We start from the raw sequence: 26,231 nt of genomic DNA, 5'->3' as shown, positions 1-26,231 counted from the left end.
GTGCTGGAACTCTGTTTTTATTTTATAAAGGAGTTGGTTACATGACCAAATATATTCTCAAGCGCCTTGGCTACATGCTTTTAACACTATTTATCGTTGCCAGTGTTACCTTCTTCATGATGAAATTGATGCCGGGAACTCCTTTTTCTAATCAAGACAAGCTCTCCGCTGCACAATTAAGAATCATGAATCAGCAATACGGACTAGATAAACCTCTTTGGCAACAATACGTCATTTATTTAGGTAACTTACTACATGGTGATTTTGGAACTTCGTTCCAGTTTAATAATCAACCAGTTTTATCTTTAATAATGACCCGTTTACAGCCTTCCATGTTAATTGGTGCTCAAGCAATGATTATCGGTTCTCTGCTCGGTATTTTATTAGGTGCCATTGCTGCTATTAACAAAAATAACTGGATTGACAGTTTAGCAACTTTTGTTTCCATTGTTGGTATTTCAATCCCTAGTTTTGTGTTAGGTGTTTTATTGCAATTCTTTATTGCCTTCAAATGGCATTTATTACCCATCGCTTTATGGACTGGCTGGCAATCTAGTATTTTACCATCCTTAGCTTTAGCAGTTTCACCTTTGGCGCAAACTGCGCGGTTTATGCGAACCGAAATGGTGGATGTTTTAAATAGTGACTATATTGAGCTTTCCAAAGCTAAGGGTAATACTCGTTGGCAAACGGTTGTTAAACATACACTGCGGAACTCTTTAATCCCCGTTATTACTATTTTAGGACCGTTGACTGCTAATATCTTAACCGGCTCTTTAGTTGTAGAAAACATTTTCTCAATCCCTGGAATTGGTGAACAATTTGTCAAGTCCATTATGACGAATGATTATCCAACTATTATGGGATTAACCATTTTCTATTCCATCATGTTTATGGTCATGTTACTAATTACCGATATTTTATACAGTATTATTGATCCAAGAATTCGGCTAACAAACAATAAGGGGGCTAACTAATGGCTGATCTCAAAATCACAGCTGATAGTTTTGAAAAAATCAGTAGTGACCAATCTAAAAATCAGGAAAAAATTAGTGCACCTTCATTAACTTTCTTCCAAGATGCTGTTCGTCGTTTAAGAAAGGATAAAGTGGCTGTCGTTTCGTTTATCCTTTTAGTTTTGATAGCCGTTGTTGCCTTTTGTGCTCCGATTTTGTCACCACGTGATCCCAATGCACAAAATCCTGATTATGCTAATTTACCACCACGGATTGCGAACACTAATATTCCAGGCTTTCGGGGCGAAATTAAAAATGCTGCGGGCATTAAAACCAATCCTTATGAAACTAACAATGTTCCCAAAAACCGCACTTACATTTTAGGAACTGACTATCTAGGACGTGATTTATTTTCCCGAATTCTTTACGGAACTCGTTTGTCATTAATCATTGCCGTCGTTGCTACCTTAGTTGATTTATTGATCGGGCTACCCTATGGTATTATCTCTGGTTGGAAAGGCGGTACAGTCGATTTAGTTTTACAACGCATTATTGAAATTATTTCTTCTGTACCAAACTTAATTATTGTTATTTTGTTATTACTCGTTTTAAAACCGGGACTTTCCTCAATTATTATTGCCATTGCCTTTAGTAGTTGGGTCACGATGGCGCGATTAATTCGAGCGCAAACCCTACAATTAAAAGAAGAAGAATATATCTTAGCTTCTTTGACGTTAGGTGAATCACCATTTAAAATTTCCATGAAACATTTAATTCCTAACTTGTCTTCAACTATTATTATTCAGACTATGTTCTCCATTCCAAATGCGATTTTCTTTGAAGCTTTCTTAAGCTTTATCGGAATTGGTATTCCTGCACCAAATGCTTCTTTGGGAACTTTATTATCTGATGGTCAAAAGGCCTTTAGGTTCTTACCTTATCAAATGTGGTATCCCGCTCTAGTTCTCTGTATTTTAATGATTGCTTTTAATTTGTTTGCTGATGGATTGCGCGATGCGTTTGATCCTAAATCAGAATAAGGAGGTTGACATAATGGCTAATAATATTTTAGAAGTTAAAAATTTACAAATTGATTTTAAAACCTTCGCCGGTACAGTCAAAGCAATCCGTGATGTCAGCTTTACCTTACGCAAAGGTGAAACTTTAGCAATTGTTGGTGAATCCGGTTCTGGTAAATCTGTTACCACACGCAGTATTATGGGGCTATTAGCTTCTAATGCGCAAATTACGAATGGTGAAATTCTTTTTAAGGGTCAAGACTTACTCAAAGAATCCGAAAAACAAATGGATCACCATCGTGGTAATGACATTTCAATGATTTTCCAAGACCCGATGACTTCACTTGATCCAACGATGCCCATTGGTAAGCAAGTTGCTGAACCATTGCGTATTCATAGCAAAATTTCGAAGGAAAAAGCGCTTAAACGCGCTCAAGAAGTTTTAGAATTAGTTGGTATCCCCAATGCTAAAGAGCGAATGAAAGATTACCCACACCAATTTTCTGGCGGACAACGACAAAGAATTGTGATTGCGATTGCGATCGTTAATTATCCCGAAATTTTAATTGCTGATGAACCAACAACCGCATTAGACGTAACCGTACAAGCTCAGATCATTGATCTCATGCGCGAATTACAAGAAAAATTGGAAACGTCAATTATTTTTATTACCCACGACTTGGGAGTTGTTGCCGGAATTGCTGATCGAGTAGCCGTAATGTATGCTGGTAAAATCATCGAATACGGTACTGTTGATGAAATTTTTTATCATCCACAGCATCCATACACCTGGGGATTGCTAAGTTCCATGCCTACACTGGATACTAAGGGTTCTAAATTATCTTCGATCCCTGGTACACCACCTGACTTACTAGATCCACCCAAAGGTGACGCCTTTGCGCCCCGTAATCCTTACGCTATGAAAATTGATATGGAAGCTCAGCCACCATTTTTCAAAGTTAGTGATACTCACTACGCCGCAACTTGGTTACTACATCCTGATGCTCCTAAAGTACAACCTCCAGTTGCTATTCAAAAGCGTGCTGAAGAATACGATCGTTTATTAAATAAAGGGCAAGTCATTGATCCGATTCAAGGAGGCACTAATTAATGAGCGATAAGAAAAAAATTGTTCAAGTTCAACATTTAAAGCAATACTTTAGTCCCGGTAAACCGAATGAAGTGCGCGCTGTTGATGATATTAGTTTTGATATTTATGAAGGCGAAACTTTTGGCTTAGTCGGTGAATCTGGCTCCGGTAAAAGTACAACTGGGCGTAGCATTATTCGCTTATATAATCCCACTGCAGGTAAAATTTTATTTGACGGCCAAGATGTAAGTAAAATCAAAAATCACAGCTCGGAAATGCTCAATTTCCGACGGGAAATGCAAATGATTTTCCAAGATCCCTACGCTTCTTTAGATCCCCGCATGAAAGTTAAAGACATTATTGCTGAGGGCTTGGACATTCATCATCTAGTAAAAAATGACCAAGAACGTGATCAAAGAGTTAATGACTTATTAAAGATCGTTGGTTTGAATCCCGATCATGCCACCCGTTATCCGCATGAATTTTCTGGTGGGCAGCGCCAAAGAATTGGTATTGCTCGGGCTTTAGCTGTTGATCCGCAATTTATCATTGCTGATGAACCTATTTCTGCCTTAGACGTTTCTATTCAAGCGCAAGTTGTTAATTTGATGAAAGATATTCAACGTAAAAACAATCTAACCTATCTTTTTATTGCGCATGATTTATCAATGGTTAAATATATTAGTGACCGCATTGCTGTGATGCATCAAGGACGATTGATGGAAATGGGTGATGCTGAAGAAGTTTATAATCACCCACTTCACCCTTATACTAAGAGTTTATTATCAGCGGTACCCACACCTGATCCAGAGATTGAACGACAACGTACTCGGATTCCTTATGATGCATCAATTGAAGATAGTACTAATAATGATCGTAAATTACGTGAAATTACTCCTGGACATTCAGTCTTTTGTACTGAAGCAGAAGTGGCTGATTACCAACAGTTAGCCGAAAACCAATAATTGATTACAAAAAAAGTGAGACTGATTTAGCCTCACTTTTTTTGTGGTCTTATTTTTTAAATAACCGCGGCACAATAATGTTAAAACAAAGTACGGCTACCACTAAAACTACAATACATAAAACAAATAACCAATGATAAGTCAAACTACCAATCACCACTGCCCCAAAAATAGGACCTAAAGCTTTACCAGCCGCGGTGAACATTTGTACCTGTCCTTGAAAGTAACCACTCATTTGTGCGGGGGTCTTTGCTGCCACCCAACTCGAAATGCCGGGATACAATAAGATTTCACCTAACGTCAGTATTCCCATCGCTAGAAAATATCCCAGATACTGATGATTGCCTAATAAAAAGCCAAACGAAATGATAAATAAGATTAATCCTACATTCAAACGTGCCCTTAAATGTTGCATTAAAAAGTGATCAAAATGGGTCACGATCGGCTGACAAATGACAATTACAATAGCATTAAAGGTCCATAATAAACTGTAATCCTTGACTTGGTAACCTTGAGCCACCATAAATGTTGATAGATTACTTTGCCACTGTGTATATACTAACCACGCACATAAAACTGTTATTAAGGCCCCTAAAATTCCCAGCTCATAGCCCTGTGGTCGTTTGGTACGCTGAGATTTAGTAGTAGTTGCTGGTTGTTTAATTTGAATCCGATAAAAACGATAAACTACCAGCCAAAAGAAAACTTGAATAATAACTGCTGCTAAAAAAACCACCTGAATGCCTAATGGTAAGATATAGCCAACAATTGCCGTGCCAATAACAATTCCTAAATTGAGTGTAAAATACGTTGCATTAAAAACATAGCTCGAGGGACGATTAGTCACATGCATAGCTAACGAATTTTCACAAGTTGCATTAATTCCATTAGCAAAGCCAACTAAAGTAATTAAAATAGCGTAACTGGGCCAACCATGCCAAATAATGAGCCCACTTAAGGCCAGAATATTTAAACTAACACCAATTAACATCGTATAATAAGGATCCCAATGATCAAATAAGTGCCCACCTAAATAATTTCCCAACATGGTAGCTAATTGATTCAAGCAGAGAACCACTGCTGCTGTAAATAAACTTTGATGTAAAGTTTCATGCATATAAATGGTATTTAGCGGCCAAATAAAGCTCATGGCAATACTAGTAATTAAATTGCCTAACAAAAGCCACTTTAAATCAATAGTGGTTGATCGTTTCATCTGTTCCTCCTGTATTTATCGGCGTTAAGTACCGAACTGCTGACAACCAAGTGTCTTGTTTTCCTAATTTTTGCAGATTACAATGCTGGTTGTTGCCGCAAAAGTTGTTGATATTGCGGTAAGATTTCCACGCCAATACCACTTTTAGTTGGCACCAACATCCGCCCTTGTTCAAAAGTTAAAGCTGTCGTGTAATCTTGCCCATAATAGCGACTATTAGCCGATAAGTCTCCTGGAATTTTGAAATTAGTTAAACTAGCAACTGCTAGATTAACAGCTCGGCCTAAGCCTCCTTCCAATAAACCGCCACACCATAACGGAAAAAATTGTTGTTGCTGCGCTTTAATTAATTGCAAAACCGGACTAATTCCGCCGAGTACTGCTAATTTCATACTAATAACTTGACATTGTTGTAATTTTAAAGAATTTAAGGCCTGCGCTACCGTTGTAATAGGTTCATCAAAACACAGCGGCGTTTGCATTTGTTGTTGTAGCTGACGACTCATTTCTAACTGGTTATCACTAAAAGGATCTTCAATAAAGCCGAGTTGTAATTCATCAATTTTAGCCGCTAAATCTGGCGTCATTTTTAAACTCCCATTGGCATCTAACGTTAAGTTAAAATCCGGCAATTCTTGACGCAATTGATAAATTCGCTTTAAATCTTGATTACCCTGAACTTTAATCTTAATCCGCGTGTAACCTTGAGTAAGCGCTGTTTTGACCGCCGTTCTTGTTGCCGCTAAATCTTGTAAGCCCAGGCTAATGCCCACCGGTACTTGCTTTCTAGTTTTGATACCACTAATTTGTGCTAATAAAGCCGCTAAACTTAATCGTTGCCTTTGAGCCACCAAATCCCAAACAGCCACGTCAATGGCTGCCTTAGCTAAATGATTGGCTTTAACTGCCTGCATTTGTTGCCATAATTGCTGTGGTGTCGTAAATTCTACGTTTTTAATCAAGGGCCACAAAAACTTTTTGATGATGGATTGCGCCATCACTTGCGTTTCTGCTGTATAAAATGGCGTCAAAAAAGCATCTAACTCGCCATAACCAAAATTTCCTTGATCATCTTCTAAAGCAATTAAAGTTACTGGTCGGTGGCGCATTGTTTCATGTGCTGAAGCAAAAGGTTGTTTTAACGTCAATGAAATTGGTAACAACTTCAGTTCTTTAAGTTTCATTAATTAAACTCCGTAAAATCATTTGATAAATTCGTGGTTGTTCTAAATGAACATTATGCCCCGCATGAGCGACCACATAACGTTGAACCCATGGCAAGCATTGCGCCATTTGATAAGTCAAATGACGAAATTTAGCATCTTGATTACCCGCAATTAAGGTCACGGGTAAATTCAATTGCTTTAATTGCGGCCAATAATTCGGCATTGAACCAGTTCCCATTCCTAATAAACTAGCAGCTAATGCTAAAGGATCTTGCTTCAGCCGTTGTTGACGAATTTTAGCTTGGATAGCTGGCTTTAAAGTCATTTGTGAGGCAAATAGCGGCAATTGTTGCCAGTCATCAACAAAGTTGACCAACGGCTGTGTTTGCAATTTATTGGCCAAATGGGCATCATGTTGTTGCCGCTGTTGGCGTTGAACAACGGTCTGCAACCCAGCAGTGCTACTTTCTAGAATTAATTGTTTAACGCGTTTTGGATATTTCAAACTAAAACCGAGTGCTAAACGTCCCCCCATTGAATAACCAACTAAATTAACCGGCGTCTCACCCAGCAATTGTTGTAATAATAATTCCAACGTTTTTATTTGTTGGGCCATTTGATAAGCACTAGAACTACTACTTTTACTGGACTGACCATGACCTAACAAATCCAGATACCAACTAGTTCCGGGTAAAGCGGCACCAATCTCGGCAAAATCTTGACCACTGCCCATAAAACCATGAAAAAAGACCCACTGTGGCTGTCCAGTACCTTGTTTTTGCAGATAAAAAGTTTGTTGATTAAGTTTAATTTTCATTATTTTGTGACTTCCATAATTGCATAATAGTTTGCTTAATTTGTTCATCAAAACCAGTCAATTGTTGTCGATTAGTTTGAACCTCAATTAGTGTCAGACCTTTTTGTCCTTGACTTAATAATTGTTTCAATTCTGCTTGATTAGTTACACAATAATAATTAGCCTGATATAAATGCGCTACATCAGCTATTTGGTAATCTAGCGGCGTTCCGAAAACTTTTTCAAACTGGGTGGGTTCTTGCGCCTGCGGTAAAAATGAAAAAATACCACCACCATGATTATTCTGAATAATGACAGTTAATTGTAAATTTTCTTGGTTAGCGACCATTAAACCAGTTAAATCATGGAAAAAAGCTAAATCTCCCACGTATAGATAAGAACACCCTGGATATTGGCTAGCCATGCCAAGGGCAGTTGAGTTAATACCATCAATGCCATTAGCTCCCCGATTGGCTAAAACTAACTGGGACGTTACCGGCTTAAAGTAATCATCAATTTCACGAATTGGCATTGAGTTGCTGACAAATAATGCCGAATTAGCCGGTAAACACTGCCCCAAAGTCCAAGCCACTTGTGGTTCGGTGAGTTGTTTTTGGTGGGTAATGACGCCTTTTATTGCTTGATTAATTTGTTGTTCCAACTGTTGCCACTGAGCTAACCACGTTTGATCAGTCATTGTTAAAGTTAATTGTGGTAAAATTTGCGTCGGCTTTAAAGCTATAGCAATCGTGGTTTTTAAAGTATGATCTAGTTGTGCACGATTAGCATCTAAATACACAATTTTGGCCGAAGTAGTTGCCAAAAAACGCGTAACAGCGGCCGAAACTGGTGTTGCACCCAAGCGTAAAATCACCTGCGGTTGCAAATTTAAAGCCGCTAAATCCGTTGTTTGCCATAACCAATCGCCACACGTTAATACTCCCGGCTGACCGCGGAGTGAGCTTAAAGGATCAGCTAAAATCGGCCATTTAACTTGTTGTGCAAAATCTAAAATGGCTTGTTGTTCTTGTTGATTAGCTGACATTGGTCCTGCAATAATTAAGCCATGTGGTTGATTTAATAATTCCTGTAGTTGTAACACCAAGTCTGGATTAGCAATTGTTCCCACTAGTTGTTGAGTAACTGTGACTTTGGTTGGTGGTTGAAAAGACGAAGTTTCTGGCAATAAGGGTTTTCGTAATGGTAAGTTTAAATGCACTGGCCCTTGCGGAAATTGTAAAGCCGCTTGAACCGCTTTTTGGGCTACATATAATAGATACTGCTGTGCGGAGGCTGGTAAAGTTGCTTGGGGCGTTGGTAACTGATAGTAAGCTTTAACTTGTTGTCCATAAAAATTATCTTGTTGTAATGTTTGTGGTGCGCCAACTTGTTGTAATTCAAGAGGACGGTCAGTTGTTAAAACAATTAACGGCACATTACTAGCGAAAGCTTCACAAATTGCCGGATAATAATTGGCCGCTGCCGTGCCCGAAGTACAAACTAATAAGACTGGTTTTTGACTAGTTTTAGCAATCCCTAAGCCCAAAAAGGCTGCCGAACGCTCATCAACGTCAACATGTAATTTGACTTGTTTTAAATCCGCTAATTTACCTAATAAAATGGCTACTGGCGTTGACCGCGAACCAGGTGATAAAACAATATCATTGATTCCTTCCTGTAAAAAAGTTTCTAAAAATGGGGTTAACTGCGTTATTAAATAACTTTCACCATGGATCATTTTCTAGTCTCCTTCAATTAGACCTGTAAGGCCTGCTGCAACGATTGCAGTTTGGCACTCGTTTCTTGTACTTCCGTTTTAACTTGAGAGGCGGCCACAATGCCAGCCCCCGCAAAAAAACGCAGCTGCGTCTGTTGGATCAAAGCACTGCGAATTCCCACTGCAAATTCACCGTTATGAGCCACTGACAAGTAACCAACTGGACCACCAAACAAGCCGCGTGCCTGCGTTTCTAAATGCCTAATTAACTGAACCGCTAATTGTCGAGGACTGCCCCCCAGCGCTGGTGTTGGATGTAGTTGTTGCATAACAATCCACGGCTGGACTACCCCACGACCAATAATTGGTGTCCATAAATGTTGTAAATTGGCTGTAGGTAAAATTTGGGGGTGTGCGGGTAGCTGAACTTTTAAACCGGCCTGCTGCAAGACGCGTTTAATTGTTTGAACGACAATTTCATGTTCACCTAAATTTTTAGTATCATGCAATAGCTCTTGGGCATATTGCTGCGCAATGATCGGATCAGCCGAGTTTTTCGTAGTCCCAGCTACTGCTCCTGTTCGAACCAGTCCTGCTTGAAATTGCACCAAGCGTTCCGGTGTAATACTAATAAAAGCCGCTTGTTCTTTTTGTAACAAAATATGATAGCCTGGCTGTTTTTGACTTAGGTTTAGCCAAACTGCCGGCCAATTAGTCGCTTGGACTTGCGCCGTTGCACACCGCGCTAAAACGACCTTTTGTAATTGAGTCTGCTTAATTTCTTGAACAACAGTCTGCAATGCTTGTTGCCACTGAGTCAGATTCCTTTCTTGATAATTAGTCAATTGTATTTGTTGTGGTTGTAACGGTGGCAAGGCACTGACACTTTGCAGAATTTGTGTTAACCGCCGGGAACTAGTATCAATCACTGTCAACTGCCACTGTTGTTCATCATAAAAAAAACTCACTTGGGGTACCCAAGCAATTCCGTTTTGAAAAGCACCCCATTGTTGATTACGAACATCGCTTAGATCAAATAAAAAGCTTCCCACTAACTTCACATCCTGCCAGGAACTACCTCTTGTCAAACGAACAGTTTGTTTGACTTGTTTTAATAAAACTTGGGCTTTAGCAAACGTTAAAGGCTTGGTTGGAGCTTTTGGTAAAATATTACCAGCCGTTAATAATTGTTGTGTTTTGATCGGATTTTCCCACAAAAAAATTTCCTGTTGTTGACTTAACCATTGCAAAATTTGTTCACGCGCAATCGTTTTGGGTAATAATTTTGTATAAACTTTCAATGGTTTCATTTAATTCACCTTGTTTTAAAGCATTAAGATTGTTAATTCACTCTTAAATTTTAACATTAAAAAAGCCAGCAACAATTGTCGCTGGCTAAATCAAATTATTTTAAATTTTATTAATTGATTGCCCGAACACCAAATGATGGATAAAAGTAACTAGAAATTGTTGCGACAGTTACACCTTGACCTGGTTGCGGTGCATGAATATATTGATTATTGCCAATATATAAACCAACATGATAAGAATTACCTTGTGAACCCCAGAAAACTAAGTCGCCAGGTTGTAAATTATTAACCGAAACTTTGGGACCAGCACTTTCTTGGGCTACTGTATAGCCACCAATATTTTTACCTAATGCTTGTTTAAATACATAATACATTAAACCAGAGCAATCAAATGAATTAGGTCCCTTAGCACCCCAAACATAAGGCTTACCACCTTGAATTTGAGCAAAGTTAATTACTTTTTGAACTTTGGCATTACGAGCATCTGCCATATCTATTACATCGCTCGCTTTAATCCAATCATTACCACCTAAGTTATACCACTGACCATCAGCACTAATTTGAGTAACTGCCCAAGAAGAATCTTTCGGAACAGACTGACCAGTTAAAAAGCTATCGTCATAAGGTTGTGTACGTAAAGCAACTTGATTACTGGTTACAGTAACACCATCACCAACTTTAGCAGCTTGTGCATCTTGATTATGATTAAGAATTGCGGAAGTAGATAGACCCATAATACCTGCAGCAATTAAACTAAGAAAATGTTTTTTAGAAACCATTAAGATTGTTCGCCTCCGAGAATAAGTAACGTAATTTATTATGAGAATTATTTAAAATTCAATTGGAAATAACTTAACAATCAAAATAGTACACTTATTACATTGCAGATATGTTACAAACAAGCAAACAAATAATTACAAATTAGTAGAAACTTAAATTTTTAACATTAGTTGATCAATTTGGTTTTGCAAATGCCCCCAAGAATCATTTTGGAGGATTACAGCATCTTTTTTTAACAAACTGGGTAAAACCAAATCTCGCTGAAACTCATGACTAGCTAAGCGTTGCTGAATCAAGTCCGGGTCATCACCTCGTTTTAGTAAGCGAGCAGCCAGTACCTGTTTGGGAGCTGTCACAAACCAAACTATCGCTTGTTGAGGATAAGCTTTTAAATACGCCACTGCGCCCTTCGTATCCAAGACAATACTAACAATATTATTTTTTTGAAACGCACGGTTTAACCCTTGACGAGAAGATCCATATTGATAACCGGCATAAGTTACTTGTTCCAAATAATCATTTAACAAAAAACTTTGGGGTGTTTCAAAATAATAATCAATTCCTGATTGTTCATGCTTACGTCGTGGTCTTGTTGTATGTGTAATAATGCTCGGAATGCGATATTGATCTTTTAAATAATGACTAACGGTCGTTTTGCCAACACCACTAGCACCGGTAATAATAATAATTTTTTTCATTTTTCTACTCCAAATAATTGTCAAACTAACTTTTTTACATTATTATAAGATGAGTCTAGCAGACAAGACTAAGAACCGGTAACGGGTTGGCTTTAGTCTGATCAAGCGAATAGCGAAGCTAAAAAATGAGGTTGGGACAAACTTCTGACTTGTGGAGCACATAAGAATCAAATCTTCGTCTCAATTTACGAAAAATTCTTTTTGTCCCAGCCTCCTGATTATTTAAATAAAGGAGTAATCTTGTATGAAAATTTCTAGTATAAAAGCTGGCGATAAACTTAAGGCTCAAGTTGAAGAAGATTTAGAAAAACCAGTTATTGGTACTGTGGAAAAAATTTATACCAATGCCGTTTTATTAGATATTGAACAATTTGACCCCAAAGATAGCGACAGTGTTACCGAACTTAATCACAAAATTGTTGTTAATGCGCGCAATTTGAAACGCGCACCAAAAACACCTGCCAAATAAATTTAATTCTAAGACAAGACAAAAGTTCCCCAGTTCATTCAATAAATGACTGAGGAACTTTTTTAATTAGCTTTACGAAATAGTTTTCATAAAAGTTGCACTCGGAATTCGAATTAAGGCATAATCAGTCGCCACATTGCCAGCGTGAATGCCTAAACCATTTCGCCAATTATTCTTATAATGTGCCACCATCGTGATTACATAGGCTTGTTGATACTTACTATCGTAATTCTTAGTAGCTGGCCAAGGGTAATTTTTAGCATTTAAATTAGCTGCTTGATCACCATCTAAAACCGAAGCATTATTGCCCGGAATACTGTATTTAGCCCCCTGAATCCAATAATTATAGTATTTAACAGTCTTTTGATTGTCTGATTGTTTCACTTCAACATAGTAACCTTGACTATTTTTCGTCTGCATAACTAATGGTTTTACCGTATAGCTTAATTGAACTCGTTGACTATCTTGAACTGCTACCTTATCTAAAAAAGTCACATAAAACATGGCTCCAACTAAGATAAAAGCACCAATAAACTCACAAAAATCTAATAAAACATTACCGATAGAACGATGTTTTTTACGAACAACAATCATTTTTAAATGACGCCGCCGAATATCAAAAATAATTCCTATGACAATCGCAAGTACTAAAATCCAAATCACGACGCCCAATAAATTCCAGTTTAAACGCATCCCAACTTCTCCAAACTCCTAAATAAATTTATTAGAATTATTATAGCTCAATTTATACTTAGCTGCACTGTAGAAACTTACCAGCAGCAATCATTCATTTGATTTCATTAGTCACCAAATTCTAAACAACTTTTGTCCCAATCTATTAAATTTCCAAAAATTCACCTTGACTTTTCACACAAACTGATGTTCGAAAAAATATTTTTAAATCAAATCCAGCAGTAGCAACCACAGTATCATGTGGTTAGTCTTCTAACAAAACACTATATATTGTATTTTGATTGGAAGGGTCTTATAATTGAGCTCAGTTATTGAGGAGGTAGTTTTATGAAACAAACAGTGACGATTTTTACCAAAAATGGTTGTATGCAATGCAAAATGACCAAAAGATTTTTAAGTGAACATCAAATTTCCTTTGAGGAACATAATATCAATCAACAACCACAAGATCTAACTTATCTTAAACAACAAGGTTTCAAAAGTGTCCCTGTAGTTTTCACAGAGAATCAAGCCCCCATTGTCGGCTTTCGTTTAGATGAACTGAAAGATCTGGTGCAAGCATGAAAATTGCTTATTATACAATTACTGGTCAAACCAGACGTTTTATTCAAAAAGTCCAATTACCGGCCTATGAAATTAGTGACGCTGATCCCTATCATGCCATGGAAGAACCTTATTTATTAGCTGTACCTGCTTATGATGACAACATGATGGATGCCGTCATTGATTTCTTAAGTTACAAAGACAATGCGCAACAATTAGTCGGTGTCGTTGGTAGTGGTAATCGGAACTTTAATGAACTTTATATCCATACTGCCAAAGATATTGCCGCAGGTTTAGACGTCCCTGTCGTCTTTGATTATGAATTTAACGGTACCGAATCTGATGTCAAAAATTTCCGGAAAGTAGTGGAACAACTTGAGTCTAAACAACATTGATATTGCTAAAGTTAGCTATTTTAAACTAAATAATGAATTAAATATTCCCCAAGCTGGTCATATTGCTTTAGAGCGCGATCAAGCAGCATTGAAAGCTTTTTGGCAGGAAAATGTTCAACCAAATTCTCAGATTGAACCTGATATTATTCAACACCTTACTAATCTAGTTAAGACTGATTATTTAGAAGCCGAGTTTTTGAAAAAATATTCAACAGCTTTTATTCGACAACTTTATCAATATTTAAAAGAGCAACATTTTCAATTTAAATCATTTATGGCGGCCTATAAATTCTACAATCAATACGCATTAAAAACTAACGATGGTGGTTATTATTTAGAAAATTATGAAATGCGGGTTTTAAATAATGCTTTATATTTTGCGGATGGCAACGAACAATTAGCTCAACAATTAGCCGATGAAATGATTCATCAACGCTACCAACCCGCTACACCTTCTTTTTTAAATGCTGGCAAAAAACGTCGTGGTGAATTTGTGTCTTGTTTTTTAATTCAGATGACTGATGATATGAACTCAATTGGGCGCGGTATTAACAGTGCTTTGCAATTATCCCGGATTGGGGGCGGAGTTGGTATTGCTTTGTCGAATTTACGCGAAGCTGGGGCCCCCATTAAAGGCGTCAAAGGCGTTTCCAGCGGTGTTTTACCAGTTATGAAATTACTAGAAGATAGTTTTAGTTACAGTAATCAATTAGGTCAGCGCCAAGGCGCTGGCGCCGTCTACTTGAATGTCTTTCATCCTGATATTCTAGATTTTTTATCTGCTAAAAAAGAAAATGCTGACGAAAAAATTCGGGTTAAGACGCTATCTTTAGGCATTATTGTTCCCGATAAATATTATGAATTAGTCCGTCAAGATGCAACGATGTACCTTTTTAGTCCTTATAGTGTTGAGCGCGAATACCACCAACCATTTTCTTACGTTGATATCACTAAAGAATATGATAACTTAGTGGCCAACCCTAAGATTGAAAAGTATACGATCAAAGCACGGGATTTAGAGCTAGAAATCAGTAAATTACAACAGGAATCTGGTTATCCATACATTTTGAACATCGACACTGCTAATCGGGATAATCCGGTTGCAGGAAAAATCATTATGAGTAACTTATGTTCCGAAATTCAGCAAATTCAAACACCGTCTGTTTTAAATGATCGCCAAGATTATGTAGAACTAGGACGTGACGTGAGCTGTAATCTAGGATCAACTAATATTCCGCAATTAATGACTAGTCCGGACTTTGGTCGATCGGTTTGCGCCATGACTCGGGCTTTAACTTTTGTCTCGGATCATTCTCAAATTGATGCTGTTCCTTCCATCAAAAAGGGCAATGATTTAAGTCATGCAATTGGTTTGGGAGCTATGGGGTTGCATACTTTTTTAGCAACACACCAAATTGAATATGGTTCTAGTCAGGCTTTAGAGTTTACAAACGTTTATTTTATGCTTTTAAATTATTGGACTTTAGTTGAAAGTAATCAAATTGCTCGTGAACGTCATAGCATGTTTCACGACTTTGATCAATCAAAGTATGCGGACGGTTCCTATTTTGATAAATACACCAGTCAATCTTTTGCCCCGCAAGATCCGAAAGTTCAAGCTTTATTTAAAAATATTTTCATTCCCACTCCCAAAGATTGGCAATTATTACAGCACAAAGTTCAAGCTACCGGTTTATATAATGCTTATCGCCTAGCAGTAGCTCCGACTGGTTCAATTTCATATATTGATGATACCAGCGCTAGCTTGCAACCAATTACTTGGTTAGTTGAAGAGCGCCAAGAAAAAAAGAATGGTAAATTGTATTATCCTGCACCACATATGTCTAATGAAACTATTCCTTATTACCGTTCTGCCTATGATACTGATATGCGTAAGGTCATTGACACTTATGCTGCAGCTCAAGAACACGTTGACCAAGGATTGAGTTTAACTTTATTTGTTCGTTCAACTATTCCAGAAGGTTTATACGAATGGAAAACTTCTGACGAAGAAAATAAACAAACGACACGCGATCTCACTATTTTGCGCAATTATGCATATTACAAGGGCATTAAGTCATTATATTACGTCCGCACTTATACTGATGATAACTCCGAAGTGGGTGTTAACGAATGTGAAAGCTGTTCGATTTAAAATCAAGCTGCGAACAAGACTGGGCAGCAACCGTCAGCTAACCTAGACTAAGGACTTAAGATTGGTTTGTATCTTAAATGCTTAGGCGTAGTTAGATGAAGGTTGTTAGTCTTGTGAGCGCAATTAAAATCAAGCTGCGAACAAAAGCGGGAGCAACTGAGTATAACCTAGAATAATAATTTAAGTTGGTTTGTAACTTGAATTATTATTCGTAGTTAGACGCAAGTTGTTGCTTTTGTGAGTGCAATTAAAATCAAGCTGCGAACAAAGTCGTTTAGAAGTTGAGGATTAACATCGGCAAGAGATTTAAGTTTGAACTTTAACTTAAGACTCTTGGCGGAGTTAAACGCAAACTTCTGACTTTGTGAGCGCAATTTCAAAGCTGCGACAAGAAACGGTTAAAAGTTGAGTACTAACCTAAACTGACAATTAAGCCCGAATTTGGCTTGATGGTCAGTTGTAGTTAGACGCAGACTTTTGTTTCTTGGAGCGCAATTATTCAAAGCTGCGACAAGAAGCGATTAGGAATTTAGTATAGCCTAGGCTAAGTTCTTAAGGCAGTTTTGACTTGAGTACTTAGTCGTAGCTAGACGCAAATTCCTGCTTCTTGGAGCGCAATTTCAAAGCTGCAAACAAAACTTTTTAGAAACGAGAAATTAACCAAATTTTAGATTATTGTTGAGCATAATTAATTTAAGAAAGGTTTTATCAATGGTTAAAACATACTATGAAGCAATTAACTGGAATCAAATTGAAGATCAAGTCGATAAGGCCACTTGGGAAAAATTAACTGAGCAATTTTGGCTCGATACAAGAATCCCTTTATCGAATGATCGCGACGATTGGCGCAAATTGAGCCCCGTTGAACATACCGTTGTTGGTCATGTCTTTGGTGGTTTAACTCTTTTAGACACCTTACAATCTCAAGATGGCGCTGAAGTTTTACGTAAAGATGCCCGCACCCCTGAAGAAATTGCCGTCTTTAACAATATTCAATTTATGGAATCGGTTCACGCTAAAAGTTATTCTTCGATTTTTAGTACCTTGAATACCGCCGAGGAAATCGAAGAAATTTTCGATTGGACCAACCATAATGAATTTTTGCAGAAAAAAGCCCACGTCATTAATGATTTATACCAAAACGGCGATCCTTTACAAAAAAAGGTTGCCTCTGTCTTTTTAGAAACTTTTCTTTTTTACTCTGGTTTTTATACACCGCTTTATTATTTGGGTAATAACAAACTCACTAATGTGGCAGAAATCATTAAACTAATTATTCGTGATGAATCAGTTCATGGAACTTATATTGGTTACAAATTCCAAGTCGGCTTTAGCGAATTATCGTCAGCCAAACAAGATGAATTTAAAGATTGGATGTACGATTTATTATATAAACTCTACGATAATGAAGAAAAGTATACCTCACAACTTTATGATGAAATTGGTTGGACTGATGAAGTTAACCGTTTCTTACGTTACAATGCTAACAAGGCTTTGATGAACTTGGGGCAAAACCCCTTATTTCCTGATGGTACTGCCGAAAATGTCAATCCGATTGTCATGAATGGTATTTCTACCGGAACTAACAATCATGACTTCTTTTCACAAGTTGGTAATGGCTATTTATTAGGAAAAGTATCTGCTATGAAAGACACTGATTATGATATTGGGCGCAAATAAGTAGAAAATTGTCTAGTAAATTACTCACTGCGAACACACCTTACTAATAAGCTAGTTTCAATTAAACTCCTAGGTATTTCTAGCTGGAGGGCAACTAGTTGGTGGTAAAGTTTGCAGTGTTTTTTTATCTTTTCATGCCGCAATAAATATTACCAAACTATTTAATTATTAGTAATTGATAAATAAAATATTATCTATTTAATGAGAGCGGCCTAATTAGGATCCAAAATTGCATTAATAATCGCATTATTGAATAATGATAGCGTTTTATTTATAATAAAATTATTAAGGAGGACTTCGAATGACTTTAGTTACACATCCAGAATTTACTGATATCAAACTTGAACAAGTTCTATACGCTTTATGTGAACCGCTACGACTCCAAATCGTGGCGGCACTTCAACAAAATGGTGAAACAGCTTGTCAAGATTTTGATTATTTAGGCAAAAAAAATAATTTATCTCATCATTTTAAAGTCTTAAGAGAAAGCGGTTTAATCTATGTTCGCATTGAAGGTCGGCAAAGATTTATTAGCCTACGCTGGGATTCATTAGAACAAAAATTTCCGCATTTAATTGACGTTGTTGTTCGCTGCTATTTAAGTAACATTTAAATTTCCTGACTGCCAATAACGATACTAAAACAGTATGTTAAAATGAGCTGAATTGATTACTCCAGAAAGGAATTATTTAAATGTCTATTTCTCTAGGTAATGTTATCAAAACCGCTCGACTAAAGGTTCATTTATCCCAAACTCAAACTTGCCAAGATATTTGCAGCCAACCAATGTTGTCAGCAATCGAACATGACCGCTATATTCCTAATGCGCAATTACTTTTAGCTTTATGTTCCCGTTTAGGCATTAATTTACAGGAAATTAGTCTGGCTACTAATTATGGCATTAGTTCAAATGTCAAGCTTAATCAAAAATTAGAACGTTTATGTAACGAGCACCTTTATAAAGAACTATGCTCATTTTTAATGGCAGCAGACACCATTGAACAAGTTGGCATACTAATTCAAGAGCAGTCATACTATTATTATTTAGGTATTGCTCAAGTCAATACGGGTGCTTTAGATCAAGGAATTCGAAGCTTACAACTGGCAGTAGCGGCAGTTTTAACACAACAATCAGCCACTACTTTAACTCGTCTGTGTCAGATTGCTTTAGCTTACGCACATGCTCGCAAAAAAAATTTCCAAGCAACTACCACTTTCCAAAAATTGGCTAATCAAAATTTAATTGCAGCTACTTATGACGAAAATCTCAATATTATTGGCTACGTAACTGCCTTAATTTATTATTTAAAAGGTGACTATTTACAAACCAGCAAACAATTATCCGAAACAATTACTTTCATTACCAATCATAATTCTCACTTATGCTAGTTAATTGTTATTACTTATTAGCGAAAGTAGCCGCTCAATTAGATCAAAAAAATCAGGCTCATGATGCCCATGTGCGCCAACAAATTTTAGCCGATTTGTTTCCAGAATTAATTTATGAAATTAATTAACCCTTTCAAATTATTAGTATTCTTATTTTTGCCATAAATTATTTTCTCCTATACTAAGGTCATTCAAGGGAGGAATTAATTATGAAACAAACGTTATTTTCAAACATTGCTTTAGTCCAAGCTAATTTAGGTGCGGTTCATCAAATTTTAGATCATCCTCAGTCATTATTACAGTGGATCCCTGATATTAGCACCGTGGTAAATGAAGACAACCAATTCAAGATATCGCGTTTAGCTCCAGCCTTAAATGAACAGGAAACTATTCAAGTCGTAAGTTCAGAACAGCAAGTGACTTATTTCAGCACTAAGGGTCGTTTAGAGTATCAATTAAACTTTTCTTTAACTGAAAAGCAAGGTCAAGTAACTATTCAAGAAGATCTCATTATTGATGACACTGCTAATCAACATTTACCACTCAAGTTATTAGCTCCAATTGCTAAACACGCCTTTCAAGCTAATCTTAATCGGCTGGTTGCCTTAATTGAAAATAATTCTGCAACTGACTTAGTCAAATAATCAAACGAGGACAGGCCAAAACTTCTGACTGTACGAACATTGGCAAAAAAGTATTCGTCTAAATTTCAGAAAAATTGTTTTTGTCCTAACCTCTAGCAAAACTAGATCAACATTAATACAGCAACGGAACTAACTATTACAAATAAGGACTTAAGATAAAAACCAATCTTAAGTCCTTATTTGAGGTTAACTGCTTTTGTTCGTAGCTTGTTCTTAATTACACTCACAAAGTCAGAAGTCTGCGTTTAGCTACGCTAAAACATTCCAGTCACAAACCGACTAAAATGTTTTTCCTAGGCTATACTCAACTTCTAACCGACTTTGTTCGTAGCTTGTTCTTAATTATACTCAGTTGCTAACCGCTTTTGTTCACAGCTTGTTTTTAATTGCGTTCACAAGACCAGAAACAATCATCTAACTACAACTAAGAACTCAAGATATAAAACAATCTTAAGTCCTTAGTCTAGGTTAGCTTCTTGTTTCTAAACGGTCTTGTTCGCAGCTTGTTATTTATTGCATTTCTTGGGCAGTCGGCATTGATTTTTGACCACCAGTCCGACTCACTTTAATTGCAGCAGCCTTATTGCCGTATTCAATGGCTGCCAATAAGTTTTGGTGTTTTGCATAATGAACAGCCAATCCCGCTGCAAAAGTATCGCCAGCACCTAGGGTATCAACTGCTTGGACTCGATGAGCTTCAATAAAATCAACCTGGCCTTCATGATAAACCAAATTACCCTTACTGCCCATTTTAATAATAACGTTGGCTACACCTTTAGCCGCAATAATCTTCGCTGCCTGCAAGGCGCTGGCTTGATCTACTACTTTGATGCCACTAATTTTTTCAGTTTCTTGAGTATTAGGTGTCACACAATCGGCATATGGTAAAGCTTCAACAAAGAAATTATCAGCTGGTGCTGGATCCAAAATCACAAACATGCCTTTTTGCTTAGCTGTCTTTAAAGCAGCCATGATAGATTCACGACTAGTTTCCATTTGTAACAACAAAACTGGAGCTTCGATTTCTTTCATGGCTTGCTCAATATCAGCTGCAGTTAAAGTGGCATTGGCGCCTAAAGTGCCGACCATCGTATTTTCACCTTGTTCGTCTAACCAAACAATAAAACTACCGGTCCCAGCAGCAGCACTTTGTTTAATATAACGAGGATCAATGCCAAAATTTTGTAGATTTTGAATCATTTGTTGGCCACTACCATCTTGACCAACTGCCCCCATAAAGGCCAGTTTCCCTCCCAAACGTGCAACACCAATGGCTTGATTAGCACCTTTGCCACCAGGTAAGGTTTCCACACTTTGAGCTGTCGTTGTTGCTCCATAAGTCGGGTATTCCTTGATTTTTGCTTTAATATCAACGTTAATACTGCCTAAAACCGCCACATCATATTGCATCTTAATCCTCCTGTAACCATTGTTTAATTGTTTGCACATTTTGGGCTAAAGTAGCACCCGCATGATAAATCGAACTCGTTCCACCAACGAACCAATCGGCACCAGCGGCGACACATTTTGGAATCGTTAGTTCACCTAAGTTACCATCAACTTCAATGGCCACTTCTAAGTTAGCCGCCGTAATTTTAGCTTTTAATTGTTTAATTTTGGCATACATTTCCGGGATAAATTTTTGCCCGGCAAAACCAGGATTAACTGTCATTAACACCACGTAATCCACCACCGGCAAAACATAATCTAAAGTATTCAACGGTGTTGCTGGATTAATCGCCACTCCCGCTTTCATGCCCGCCGCTTTAATCGCGGTTAAGGTTCCTTGTAAATTATTAGTAGCCTCGACGTGAATGGACATCATATTGCCACCAGCTTGGTGGAATAAGTCCACAAAACGTTCCGGTCGTTCGACCATGGTATGAATATCTAACGGTTTGTCCGTTAACTTTCGGACTGCTTGAATAAAGTCGGGACCCAAAGTAAAGTTCGGGACAAAATTACCATCCATAATATCGATATGGTAATAATCGACTCCGGCAGCATCTAACTCTTTAAGATCATGAGCAACATTACCTAAATCTGTACACATTAATGATGGTGCGATTTTTTTAGTCATTTTTTCCTCCGACGGGTGTTGATTCCCGCATAATCAATTGTGGCGTTAAAAGATATTGTCTTGGTTGCTGCTTACTGAGCAATTCTTGTATCATCAAAGTAAAAGAAGCCGGTTTAAACTGTTGCACTGAACTTAAGCGCGGATTTGTAAATTGGCTCAGTTTAGTATTATCGTAGCCGACCAGTTGTAAATCATCTGGCACAATTAAGTGCTGGTCCTGACACGCTCGTAAGGCACCCAAAGCCATGGCATCATTGGAGCAAATAATTCCATCACACTGTGGGTACCGCTTTAAAAACTGCTGGACTTGATCATAACCACTTTGATAAGTAAAATCGCCATATAAAATCCCCAATGACTGACCTGATGTTTGAGCTAAAGCAGCTAAATAACCTTGATAGCGGTCTTTGGAGGACTGTTCTCCTGCTGGTCCTGATAAGAAAACTAATTTGGCCTGCGCATTATTATTCAACACCGCTTTTGTTGCTAAATATTCGCCTTGAACATGATCAACGCCTAAGGCTGCATACGGGTGTTTTAAATTGGTTCGATCGATTGTCATCGTCGGAATGCCATTATGCTCTAATTGGTCTAAGTCTTCACGTTTAACAAACAAAGAATCGATAATGGCCCCAGCAACATAATTGTCCTGCATCGTTTCTAAGTAATACTCAACTTTTTGCCGATTATCTTCACTGTTACATAAATAAATTTGATAACCAGCTTGGTTAGCAGCACATTCAATCTGTTGCACTAATTCACTAAAAAAGGGATTATTCAAGTTCGGAATTAGTAACGCAATTAAATCCGAATGCTGGTTGGACAAAACGCGAGCCGTCCGATTAGGACGATAATTTAATTTGGTAATTAAATCTTGAATCTTTTTGACCGTTTGGGGACTAGCTTCCCCTTTGCCGTTCATCACCCGGGAAACCGTAGCAGTTGAAACGCCAGCCAAACGGGCAATATCTTTTAAAGTTGTCATCTCTACAAGCCTCAATTTTAACGTAACCGATTACGGAACATAGAATAACGTTTTCACACTTTTTTGTCAAGCACCAATTTTAATTTGCATTTTAACTATAAAAGCGTTATATTTTAGCTAATCTCAATTTACGTAACCGGTTACTCACAATTTAAATAGAATTGGAGTAACAAAAATATGATCAATACAATTCGCGCTGGCTTTAACTTCTTCATCGGTTTAGGCGGCGCTGCAATGATGTTTTTTATTATTACCATTTTGGCGCTGTGCTTTGGTGTAAAATTCTCTAAATCCGTGGAGGGTGGCTTGCGAATGGCAACGGCGCTCACGGGAATGAGTGCCGTAATTTCTTTGTTAACAACTGCTTTTGGCCCCGCTTTAAACGCTTTTGTTAAATCGACAGGGGTTAATTTAACCATTACCGATTTAGGTTGGGCACCCTTAGCCGTAATCACTTGGGGCTCGGTATATACGCTTTATTTTGCCTTTTTAGAAATCTTAACGAACTTGGTAATGCTCTTTTTGAAGTGTACTAATACCTTAAACGTGGATCTTTTCAATATTTGGAATGTCTCAATTTTAGGGTTATTAATTCATCATTATTCTGGTAATAATATTTTTCTCACCTCATTATTTGTTGTTATTTTAGTAATGTTGATGCTCTTTAACGCTGATGCCATCAAACCAACTATCAATTATTTGTTGAAATACGATGATACCAATATCACCACGACTGCACACCCGTCGTTGTTGATTATGCCGTTAGCGATGGTCATCAACAAATTAATTGACCTCGTAATTCCGTTCGTAGACAAATTTGATTTTAATGCTGATACCTTAAATGAAAAAATTGGTTTTTGGGGTAGCAAATTTGCCATTGGTGCTTATCTCGGAATTTTCATTGGTCTCTTAGGCAAGCAAAGTGCTGCTAATATTTGTTCGCTCGCTTTTACCGCCGGTGTCGCCTTAGAACTATTTGGGTATGTCGGCGATTGGTTTGGTCCTGCAATTGAACCTTTATCTGGTGGCATTCAAAAATTCATGAGTTCTAAACTCCGCGGACGCCAATTATTCGTGGCAATTGATTGGCCGATCCTCGCTTCGCGTGCCGAAATTTGGGCGGTGGCTAATATTTTAGCGCCCATTATGTTAGTGATTGCGATGGTCTTACCAGGCAACAAAGTCCTCCCTCTCGGGGGCATTATTTTAACCGTCTTGACTCCCGCCTTACTGCTAGTGACTCGCGGTCGGGTAATTCGTATGACGATCATTGGTACCATTTTAGTGCCACTATATCTTTGGGGAGCAACCGCTATTTCCAAATTTATCACTTCCACTTCGATGGCGATGGGCAACTTTCCTAAGGGGTTATCTAAAGGTCAACTCTTTAGTTCCATTGATTCCGATCCAATTGAAAAATTTTTAGCAATTTTATTTGGTAAAACCGTTAAATCCTGGGAACCAAAATTAGTGCTTATCTCCGTGATCGCCATTGTCGTTTATGCTTTAGTCTTTGTTTGGTACATTAAGACTATGAAAAAAGTAACTTTACCAAAAACTCAAACTGACAAAAATTAATGCTAGTAGTTACTGCTAATATATCAAGTGTCATTAATAAACTTCAGCACAAAATTTAACAATCTAGTAGCTACCAAAAAAGCTTTCCTCACCGGAAAGCTTTTTTATAATCAACTTACTTTTATTAACGATTACCAAAATAGCCACCAATCATGGCAATGGCTAAAATAATCAAGACTAACGTGGTGATGGCTACATATAAATAATCATGTTCTTTTAAGAAAGCATAGATGGAAACCACCACGCGCAATACGGGCGTTAAAATCAGCAAGAAAACACCCAACATCATCACTGCAAAAGGTTTTAATTGTATAATTCCTTGAAAAATGGCTCCAAAAGTAGTGGGATGGCTTTGTCCTGGATAACCACTATTGCCTTGGACTAACATCAAGATGATCCCCAAGGCCATCACAATAACTGAAATGAATACACCGACCCGCAAAATTTTACCAATGATTAATTCAATATCTTGCATTTCTTCTTTTTTCATTTAAATGTTCACCCCAAATCCTTTTAAGAACATTTGTAAGCCCAGATATAACAAAATCGGAATAAAAATAATGCGAATCACTTTCGGATGCAAATGTTGCATAATGCGACTACCAATCATAGCGCCAAACACAACGCCTAAAGCTAATGGTACGGCAATATTGGGTAAAATTGTTCCGTTAAAAAAATAAACCGTTGCACTGGCTGCAGCCGTTACCCCCATCATTAAATTACTGGTGGCACTAGATGGTTTCAGTGGCATTTTCATAATATTATCCATAGCAACAACTTTAAAAGCCCCACTTCCAATGCCTAACAATCCACTAGACACACCTGCCACTAACATCATCAAGAAACCACCAGGCACGTTTTTCACTTGGTAATCAACATTCTTTTGCAAAGCTTTGTCGTAGTAACTACCATTTAAGCGCAACTTTTGGGACAAATAGTCTGGTTGCACTTGCAAATTGGTTTCACTCGCTTTTTTATTCATCAACTTTTTAATCATGTTATAACAAGACTGTAACAGCAATAAACTAAATAAAATGTACAAAATAGCTTTAGGAATAATGCCATTTAAAGCCGCACCCGTCACTGCGCCAATGGTCGTGGCAATTTCCAAAAACATGGCAACGCGCAAATTTAACATTTCATCTTTTAAAAACGAAATCGTCGCTCCCGAACTAGTGGCAATCACCACAATAATACTAGCGCCAATGGCATATTTAATGTCCAAACCCATCGCTACCGTCAAAATGGGCGTTACAATCATGCCCCCACCAATGCCTAGAATGGAGCCTAAAGTGCCCGCTAATAAGCCAGTCAGCAACATTATTAATAAATTACTTGTCGTAATCATGATTTTTTCTCAGCCTCTTTTGCTTTTGCTTGATTATCTAACGCCGTTTGGCAATTAGTCATTACCATGTCCTCAATTGCCGTTAATTGTTGTTTCAACTCCGTGGGCTCACTGGCTACTTCATCAATTCGCAAATGCGAAACGTTGATCCATTCACAATCAGTCACTAAGTAAACGTGGACAGCTTCTTTAGCATCCTCATCAAAAAAGCGTGCTACCTTAGCACTATCTTGCCAGGGCAAATTAATTAAACTCATCTGTAAACTACATGTTAAAGCAAAACCCAAACCGTCAATTACTAATTGTCCCTGCGCTAAATAGCCACTATTGGCCGCTTCCGTTAATTGATTACATAACTTTTTGAGCGCGGCTTGAACTTTAGTTTTCGCCAAGCGTTTGGTCAATTTAACCGTTTCTTGAAACGTTTGATATGTTTGTTGCTCAATTTGCTCTTGGAATTGTTTGGTGGTCATTTCCATATACATCACCCCTCTTAAAAAAATCGCATTACGAATATCCTAATCAACTTAACTTATTACTTGTACTTAATGCAATCAAA

Annotated in this window: 28 protein-coding genes; 14 read left to right on the top strand and 14 right to left on the bottom strand. The window is 37.6% G+C overall.

The genetic code is table 11. The features are described 5' to 3' along the window. The first annotated feature begins 41 nt into the window (after nt 1-41). The 4 genes from opp3b to AC3B7A_RS05545 are packed head-to-tail and all read left to right on the top strand — an operon-like array spanning nt 42 to nt 4,030. Complete coding sequence (opp3b, locus tag AC3B7A_RS05560; protein ID WP_489755144.1) at nt 42-977, top strand: oligopeptide ABC transporter permease; 936 nt, start codon at nt 42-44, stop codon at nt 975-977. Then, nucleotides 977-1,996 (top strand): ABC transporter permease, encoded by a 1,020-nt coding sequence (locus AC3B7A_RS05555; protein ID WP_489755143.1) that lies wholly within the window; start codon nt 977-979, stop codon nt 1,994-1,996. Before opp3b ends, AC3B7A_RS05555 begins: the two co-directional genes overlap by 1 nt. Before the next feature lie 13 nt (nt 1,997-2,009). Beyond that, the gene (locus AC3B7A_RS05550; RefSeq protein WP_489755142.1) at nt 2,010-3,086 is read left to right on the top strand and encodes an ABC transporter ATP-binding protein; all 1,077 of its coding nucleotides are present in this window, start codon (nt 2,010-2,012) and stop codon (nt 3,084-3,086) included. Then, nucleotides 3,086-4,030: an ABC transporter ATP-binding protein gene (locus AC3B7A_RS05545; protein WP_489755141.1), complete on the top strand. Its 945-nt coding sequence runs from the start codon at nt 3,086-3,088 to the stop codon at nt 4,028-4,030. The genes AC3B7A_RS05550 and AC3B7A_RS05545 overlap by 1 nt, the downstream gene beginning before the upstream one ends. 49 nt (nt 4,031-4,079) lie before the next feature. Here the strand turns inward: AC3B7A_RS05545 and AC3B7A_RS05540 are convergent, their stop codons facing one another. The 7 genes from AC3B7A_RS05540 to AC3B7A_RS05510 all read right to left on the bottom strand — a co-directional run bounded on the left by AC3B7A_RS05540 (nt 4,080) and on the right by AC3B7A_RS05510 (nt 11,713). Next, complete coding sequence (locus tag AC3B7A_RS05540) at nt 4,080-5,246, bottom strand: MDR family MFS transporter (RefSeq protein ID WP_489755140.1); 1,167 nt, start codon at nt 5,244-5,246, stop codon at nt 4,080-4,082. A gap of 77 nt (nt 5,247-5,323) precedes the next feature. Next, entirely contained in the window at nt 5,324-6,430 is a 1,107-nt protein-coding gene (menC, locus tag AC3B7A_RS05535) for an o-succinylbenzoate synthase (RefSeq protein WP_489755139.1), read from the bottom strand. Next, nucleotides 6,420-7,229 (bottom strand): 2-succinyl-6-hydroxy-2,4-cyclohexadiene-1-carboxylate synthase, encoded by an 810-nt coding sequence (menH, locus tag AC3B7A_RS05530; protein ID WP_489755138.1) that lies wholly within the window; start codon nt 7,227-7,229, stop codon nt 6,420-6,422. The genes menC and menH overlap by 11 nt, the downstream gene beginning before the upstream one ends. Next, nucleotides 7,219-8,946 (bottom strand): 2-succinyl-5-enolpyruvyl-6-hydroxy-3-cyclohexene-1-carboxylic-acid synthase, encoded by a 1,728-nt coding sequence (gene menD / locus AC3B7A_RS05525; protein WP_489755137.1) that lies wholly within the window; start codon nt 8,944-8,946, stop codon nt 7,219-7,221. The genes menH and menD overlap by 11 nt, the downstream gene beginning before the upstream one ends. A 17-nt stretch (nt 8,947-8,963) precedes the next feature. Beyond that, the gene (locus AC3B7A_RS05520) at nt 8,964-10,235 is read right to left on the bottom strand and encodes an isochorismate synthase (protein ID WP_489755136.1); all 1,272 of its coding nucleotides are present in this window, start codon (nt 10,233-10,235) and stop codon (nt 8,964-8,966) included. A 110-nt stretch (nt 10,236-10,345) separates the two neighbouring features. Then, nucleotides 10,346-11,014 carry a C40 family peptidase gene (locus tag AC3B7A_RS05515; RefSeq protein WP_489755135.1) on the bottom strand — a complete coding sequence of 223 codons (669 nt, stop codon included), beginning with the start codon at nt 11,012-11,014 and terminating at the stop codon, nt 10,346-10,348. Between the two features lie 153 nt (nt 11,015-11,167). Further along, entirely contained in the window at nt 11,168-11,713 is a 546-nt protein-coding gene (locus tag AC3B7A_RS05510; RefSeq protein ID WP_489755134.1) for a guanylate kinase, read from the bottom strand. Between the two features lie 244 nt (nt 11,714-11,957). Between AC3B7A_RS05510 and AC3B7A_RS05505 the strand changes: the two genes are divergently transcribed. After that, a complete protein-coding gene (locus AC3B7A_RS05505) occupies nt 11,958-12,182 on the top strand; it encodes a DUF2187 domain-containing protein (RefSeq protein WP_489755133.1) in 225 nt (74 codons plus the stop codon). A gap of 72 nt (nt 12,183-12,254) precedes the next feature. Here AC3B7A_RS05505 and AC3B7A_RS05500 read toward each other — a convergent pair whose 3' ends face one another. Next, nucleotides 12,255-12,875, bottom strand: a complete 621-nt coding sequence (locus AC3B7A_RS05500; RefSeq protein ID WP_489755132.1) for an LVIS_2131 family protein — start codon at nt 12,873-12,875, stop codon at nt 12,255-12,257. Between the two features lie 327 nt (nt 12,876-13,202). On the opposite strand from AC3B7A_RS05500, the gene nrdH reads away from it, so the two are divergent. The 8 genes from nrdH to AC3B7A_RS05460 all read left to right on the top strand — a co-directional run bounded on the left by nrdH (nt 13,203) and on the right by AC3B7A_RS05460 (nt 19,681). Next, the gene (nrdH, locus tag AC3B7A_RS05495; RefSeq protein ID WP_489755131.1) at nt 13,203-13,439 is read left to right on the top strand and encodes a glutaredoxin-like protein NrdH; all 237 of its coding nucleotides are present in this window, start codon (nt 13,203-13,205) and stop codon (nt 13,437-13,439) included. Next, nucleotides 13,436-13,813 carry a class Ib ribonucleoside-diphosphate reductase assembly flavoprotein NrdI gene (gene nrdI, locus AC3B7A_RS05490; protein ID WP_489755130.1) on the top strand — a complete coding sequence of 126 codons (378 nt, stop codon included), beginning with the start codon at nt 13,436-13,438 and terminating at the stop codon, nt 13,811-13,813. Before nrdH ends, nrdI begins: the two co-directional genes overlap by 4 nt. Beyond that, the gene (gene nrdE / locus AC3B7A_RS05485; protein ID WP_489755129.1) at nt 13,794-15,968 is read left to right on the top strand and encodes a class 1b ribonucleoside-diphosphate reductase subunit alpha; all 2,175 of its coding nucleotides are present in this window, start codon (nt 13,794-13,796) and stop codon (nt 15,966-15,968) included. The genes nrdI and nrdE overlap by 20 nt, the downstream gene beginning before the upstream one ends. A 711-nt stretch (nt 15,969-16,679) precedes the next feature. After that, nucleotides 16,680-17,648 carry a class 1b ribonucleoside-diphosphate reductase subunit beta gene (gene nrdF, locus AC3B7A_RS05480; RefSeq protein WP_489755128.1) on the top strand — a complete coding sequence of 323 codons (969 nt, stop codon included), beginning with the start codon at nt 16,680-16,682 and terminating at the stop codon, nt 17,646-17,648. Between the two features lie 301 nt (nt 17,649-17,949). After that, nucleotides 17,950-18,261 (top strand): ArsR/SmtB family transcription factor, encoded by a 312-nt coding sequence (locus tag AC3B7A_RS05475; protein WP_489755127.1) that lies wholly within the window; start codon nt 17,950-17,952, stop codon nt 18,259-18,261. An 80-nt stretch (nt 18,262-18,341) separates the two neighbouring features. Next, a complete protein-coding gene (locus AC3B7A_RS05470; protein ID WP_489755126.1) occupies nt 18,342-19,037 on the top strand; it encodes a helix-turn-helix transcriptional regulator in 696 nt (231 codons plus the stop codon). After that, a complete protein-coding gene (locus AC3B7A_RS05465; protein WP_489755125.1) occupies nt 19,031-19,165 on the top strand; it encodes a hypothetical protein in 135 nt (44 codons plus the stop codon). Before AC3B7A_RS05470 ends, AC3B7A_RS05465 begins: the two co-directional genes overlap by 7 nt. Nucleotides 19,166-19,246: 81 nt before the next feature. Next, on the top strand, nt 19,247-19,681 hold the full coding sequence (locus tag AC3B7A_RS05460) for an SRPBCC family protein (protein ID WP_489755124.1): 435 nt from the start codon (nt 19,247-19,249) through the stop codon (nt 19,679-19,681). Nucleotides 19,682-20,191: 510 nt separating this feature from the next. On the opposite strand, the gene AC3B7A_RS05455 is transcribed toward AC3B7A_RS05460, so the two are convergent. The 3 genes from AC3B7A_RS05455 to AC3B7A_RS05445 are packed head-to-tail and all read right to left on the bottom strand — an operon-like array spanning nt 20,192 to nt 22,746. Further along, nucleotides 20,192-21,091: a ribokinase gene (locus tag AC3B7A_RS05455; protein ID WP_489755123.1), complete on the bottom strand. Its 900-nt coding sequence runs from the start codon at nt 21,089-21,091 to the stop codon at nt 20,192-20,194. A 1-nt stretch (nt 21,092) separates the two neighbouring features. Then, the gene (rpe, locus tag AC3B7A_RS05450; protein WP_489755122.1) at nt 21,093-21,761 is read right to left on the bottom strand and encodes a ribulose-phosphate 3-epimerase; all 669 of its coding nucleotides are present in this window, start codon (nt 21,759-21,761) and stop codon (nt 21,093-21,095) included. Beyond that, nucleotides 21,754-22,746 carry a LacI family DNA-binding transcriptional regulator gene (locus tag AC3B7A_RS05445; protein WP_489755121.1) on the bottom strand — a complete coding sequence of 331 codons (993 nt, stop codon included), beginning with the start codon at nt 22,744-22,746 and terminating at the stop codon, nt 21,754-21,756. The genes rpe and AC3B7A_RS05445 overlap by 8 nt, the downstream gene beginning before the upstream one ends. A 177-nt stretch (nt 22,747-22,923) precedes the next feature. On the opposite strand from AC3B7A_RS05445, the gene AC3B7A_RS05440 reads away from it, so the two are divergent. Continuing rightward, nucleotides 22,924-24,324: a PTS transporter subunit IIC gene (locus tag AC3B7A_RS05440; protein ID WP_489755120.1), complete on the top strand. Its 1,401-nt coding sequence runs from the start codon at nt 22,924-22,926 to the stop codon at nt 24,322-24,324. 124 nt (nt 24,325-24,448) lie between these two features. On the opposite strand, the gene AC3B7A_RS05435 is transcribed toward AC3B7A_RS05440, so the two are convergent. The 3 genes from AC3B7A_RS05435 to AC3B7A_RS05425 are packed head-to-tail and all read right to left on the bottom strand — an operon-like array spanning nt 24,449 to nt 26,151. Next, nucleotides 24,449-24,814, bottom strand: coding sequence for a DUF1634 domain-containing protein (locus tag AC3B7A_RS05435; protein WP_489755119.1), 366 nt, complete (start codon nt 24,812-24,814; stop codon nt 24,449-24,451). Beyond that, nucleotides 24,815-25,672 carry a sulfite exporter TauE/SafE family protein gene (locus tag AC3B7A_RS05430; RefSeq protein WP_489755118.1) on the bottom strand — a complete coding sequence of 286 codons (858 nt, stop codon included), beginning with the start codon at nt 25,670-25,672 and terminating at the stop codon, nt 24,815-24,817. Continuing rightward, nucleotides 25,669-26,151 carry a hypothetical protein gene (locus tag AC3B7A_RS05425; protein ID WP_489755117.1) on the bottom strand — a complete coding sequence of 161 codons (483 nt, stop codon included), beginning with the start codon at nt 26,149-26,151 and terminating at the stop codon, nt 25,669-25,671. Before AC3B7A_RS05425 ends, AC3B7A_RS05430 begins: the two co-directional genes overlap by 4 nt. Between the last annotated feature and the right edge of the window lie 80 nt (nt 26,152-26,231).

It is taken from the genome of Bombilactobacillus sp. ESL1202 (assembly GCF_058107125.1).
This window is presented reverse-complemented; position numbering and strand designations above follow the sequence as displayed.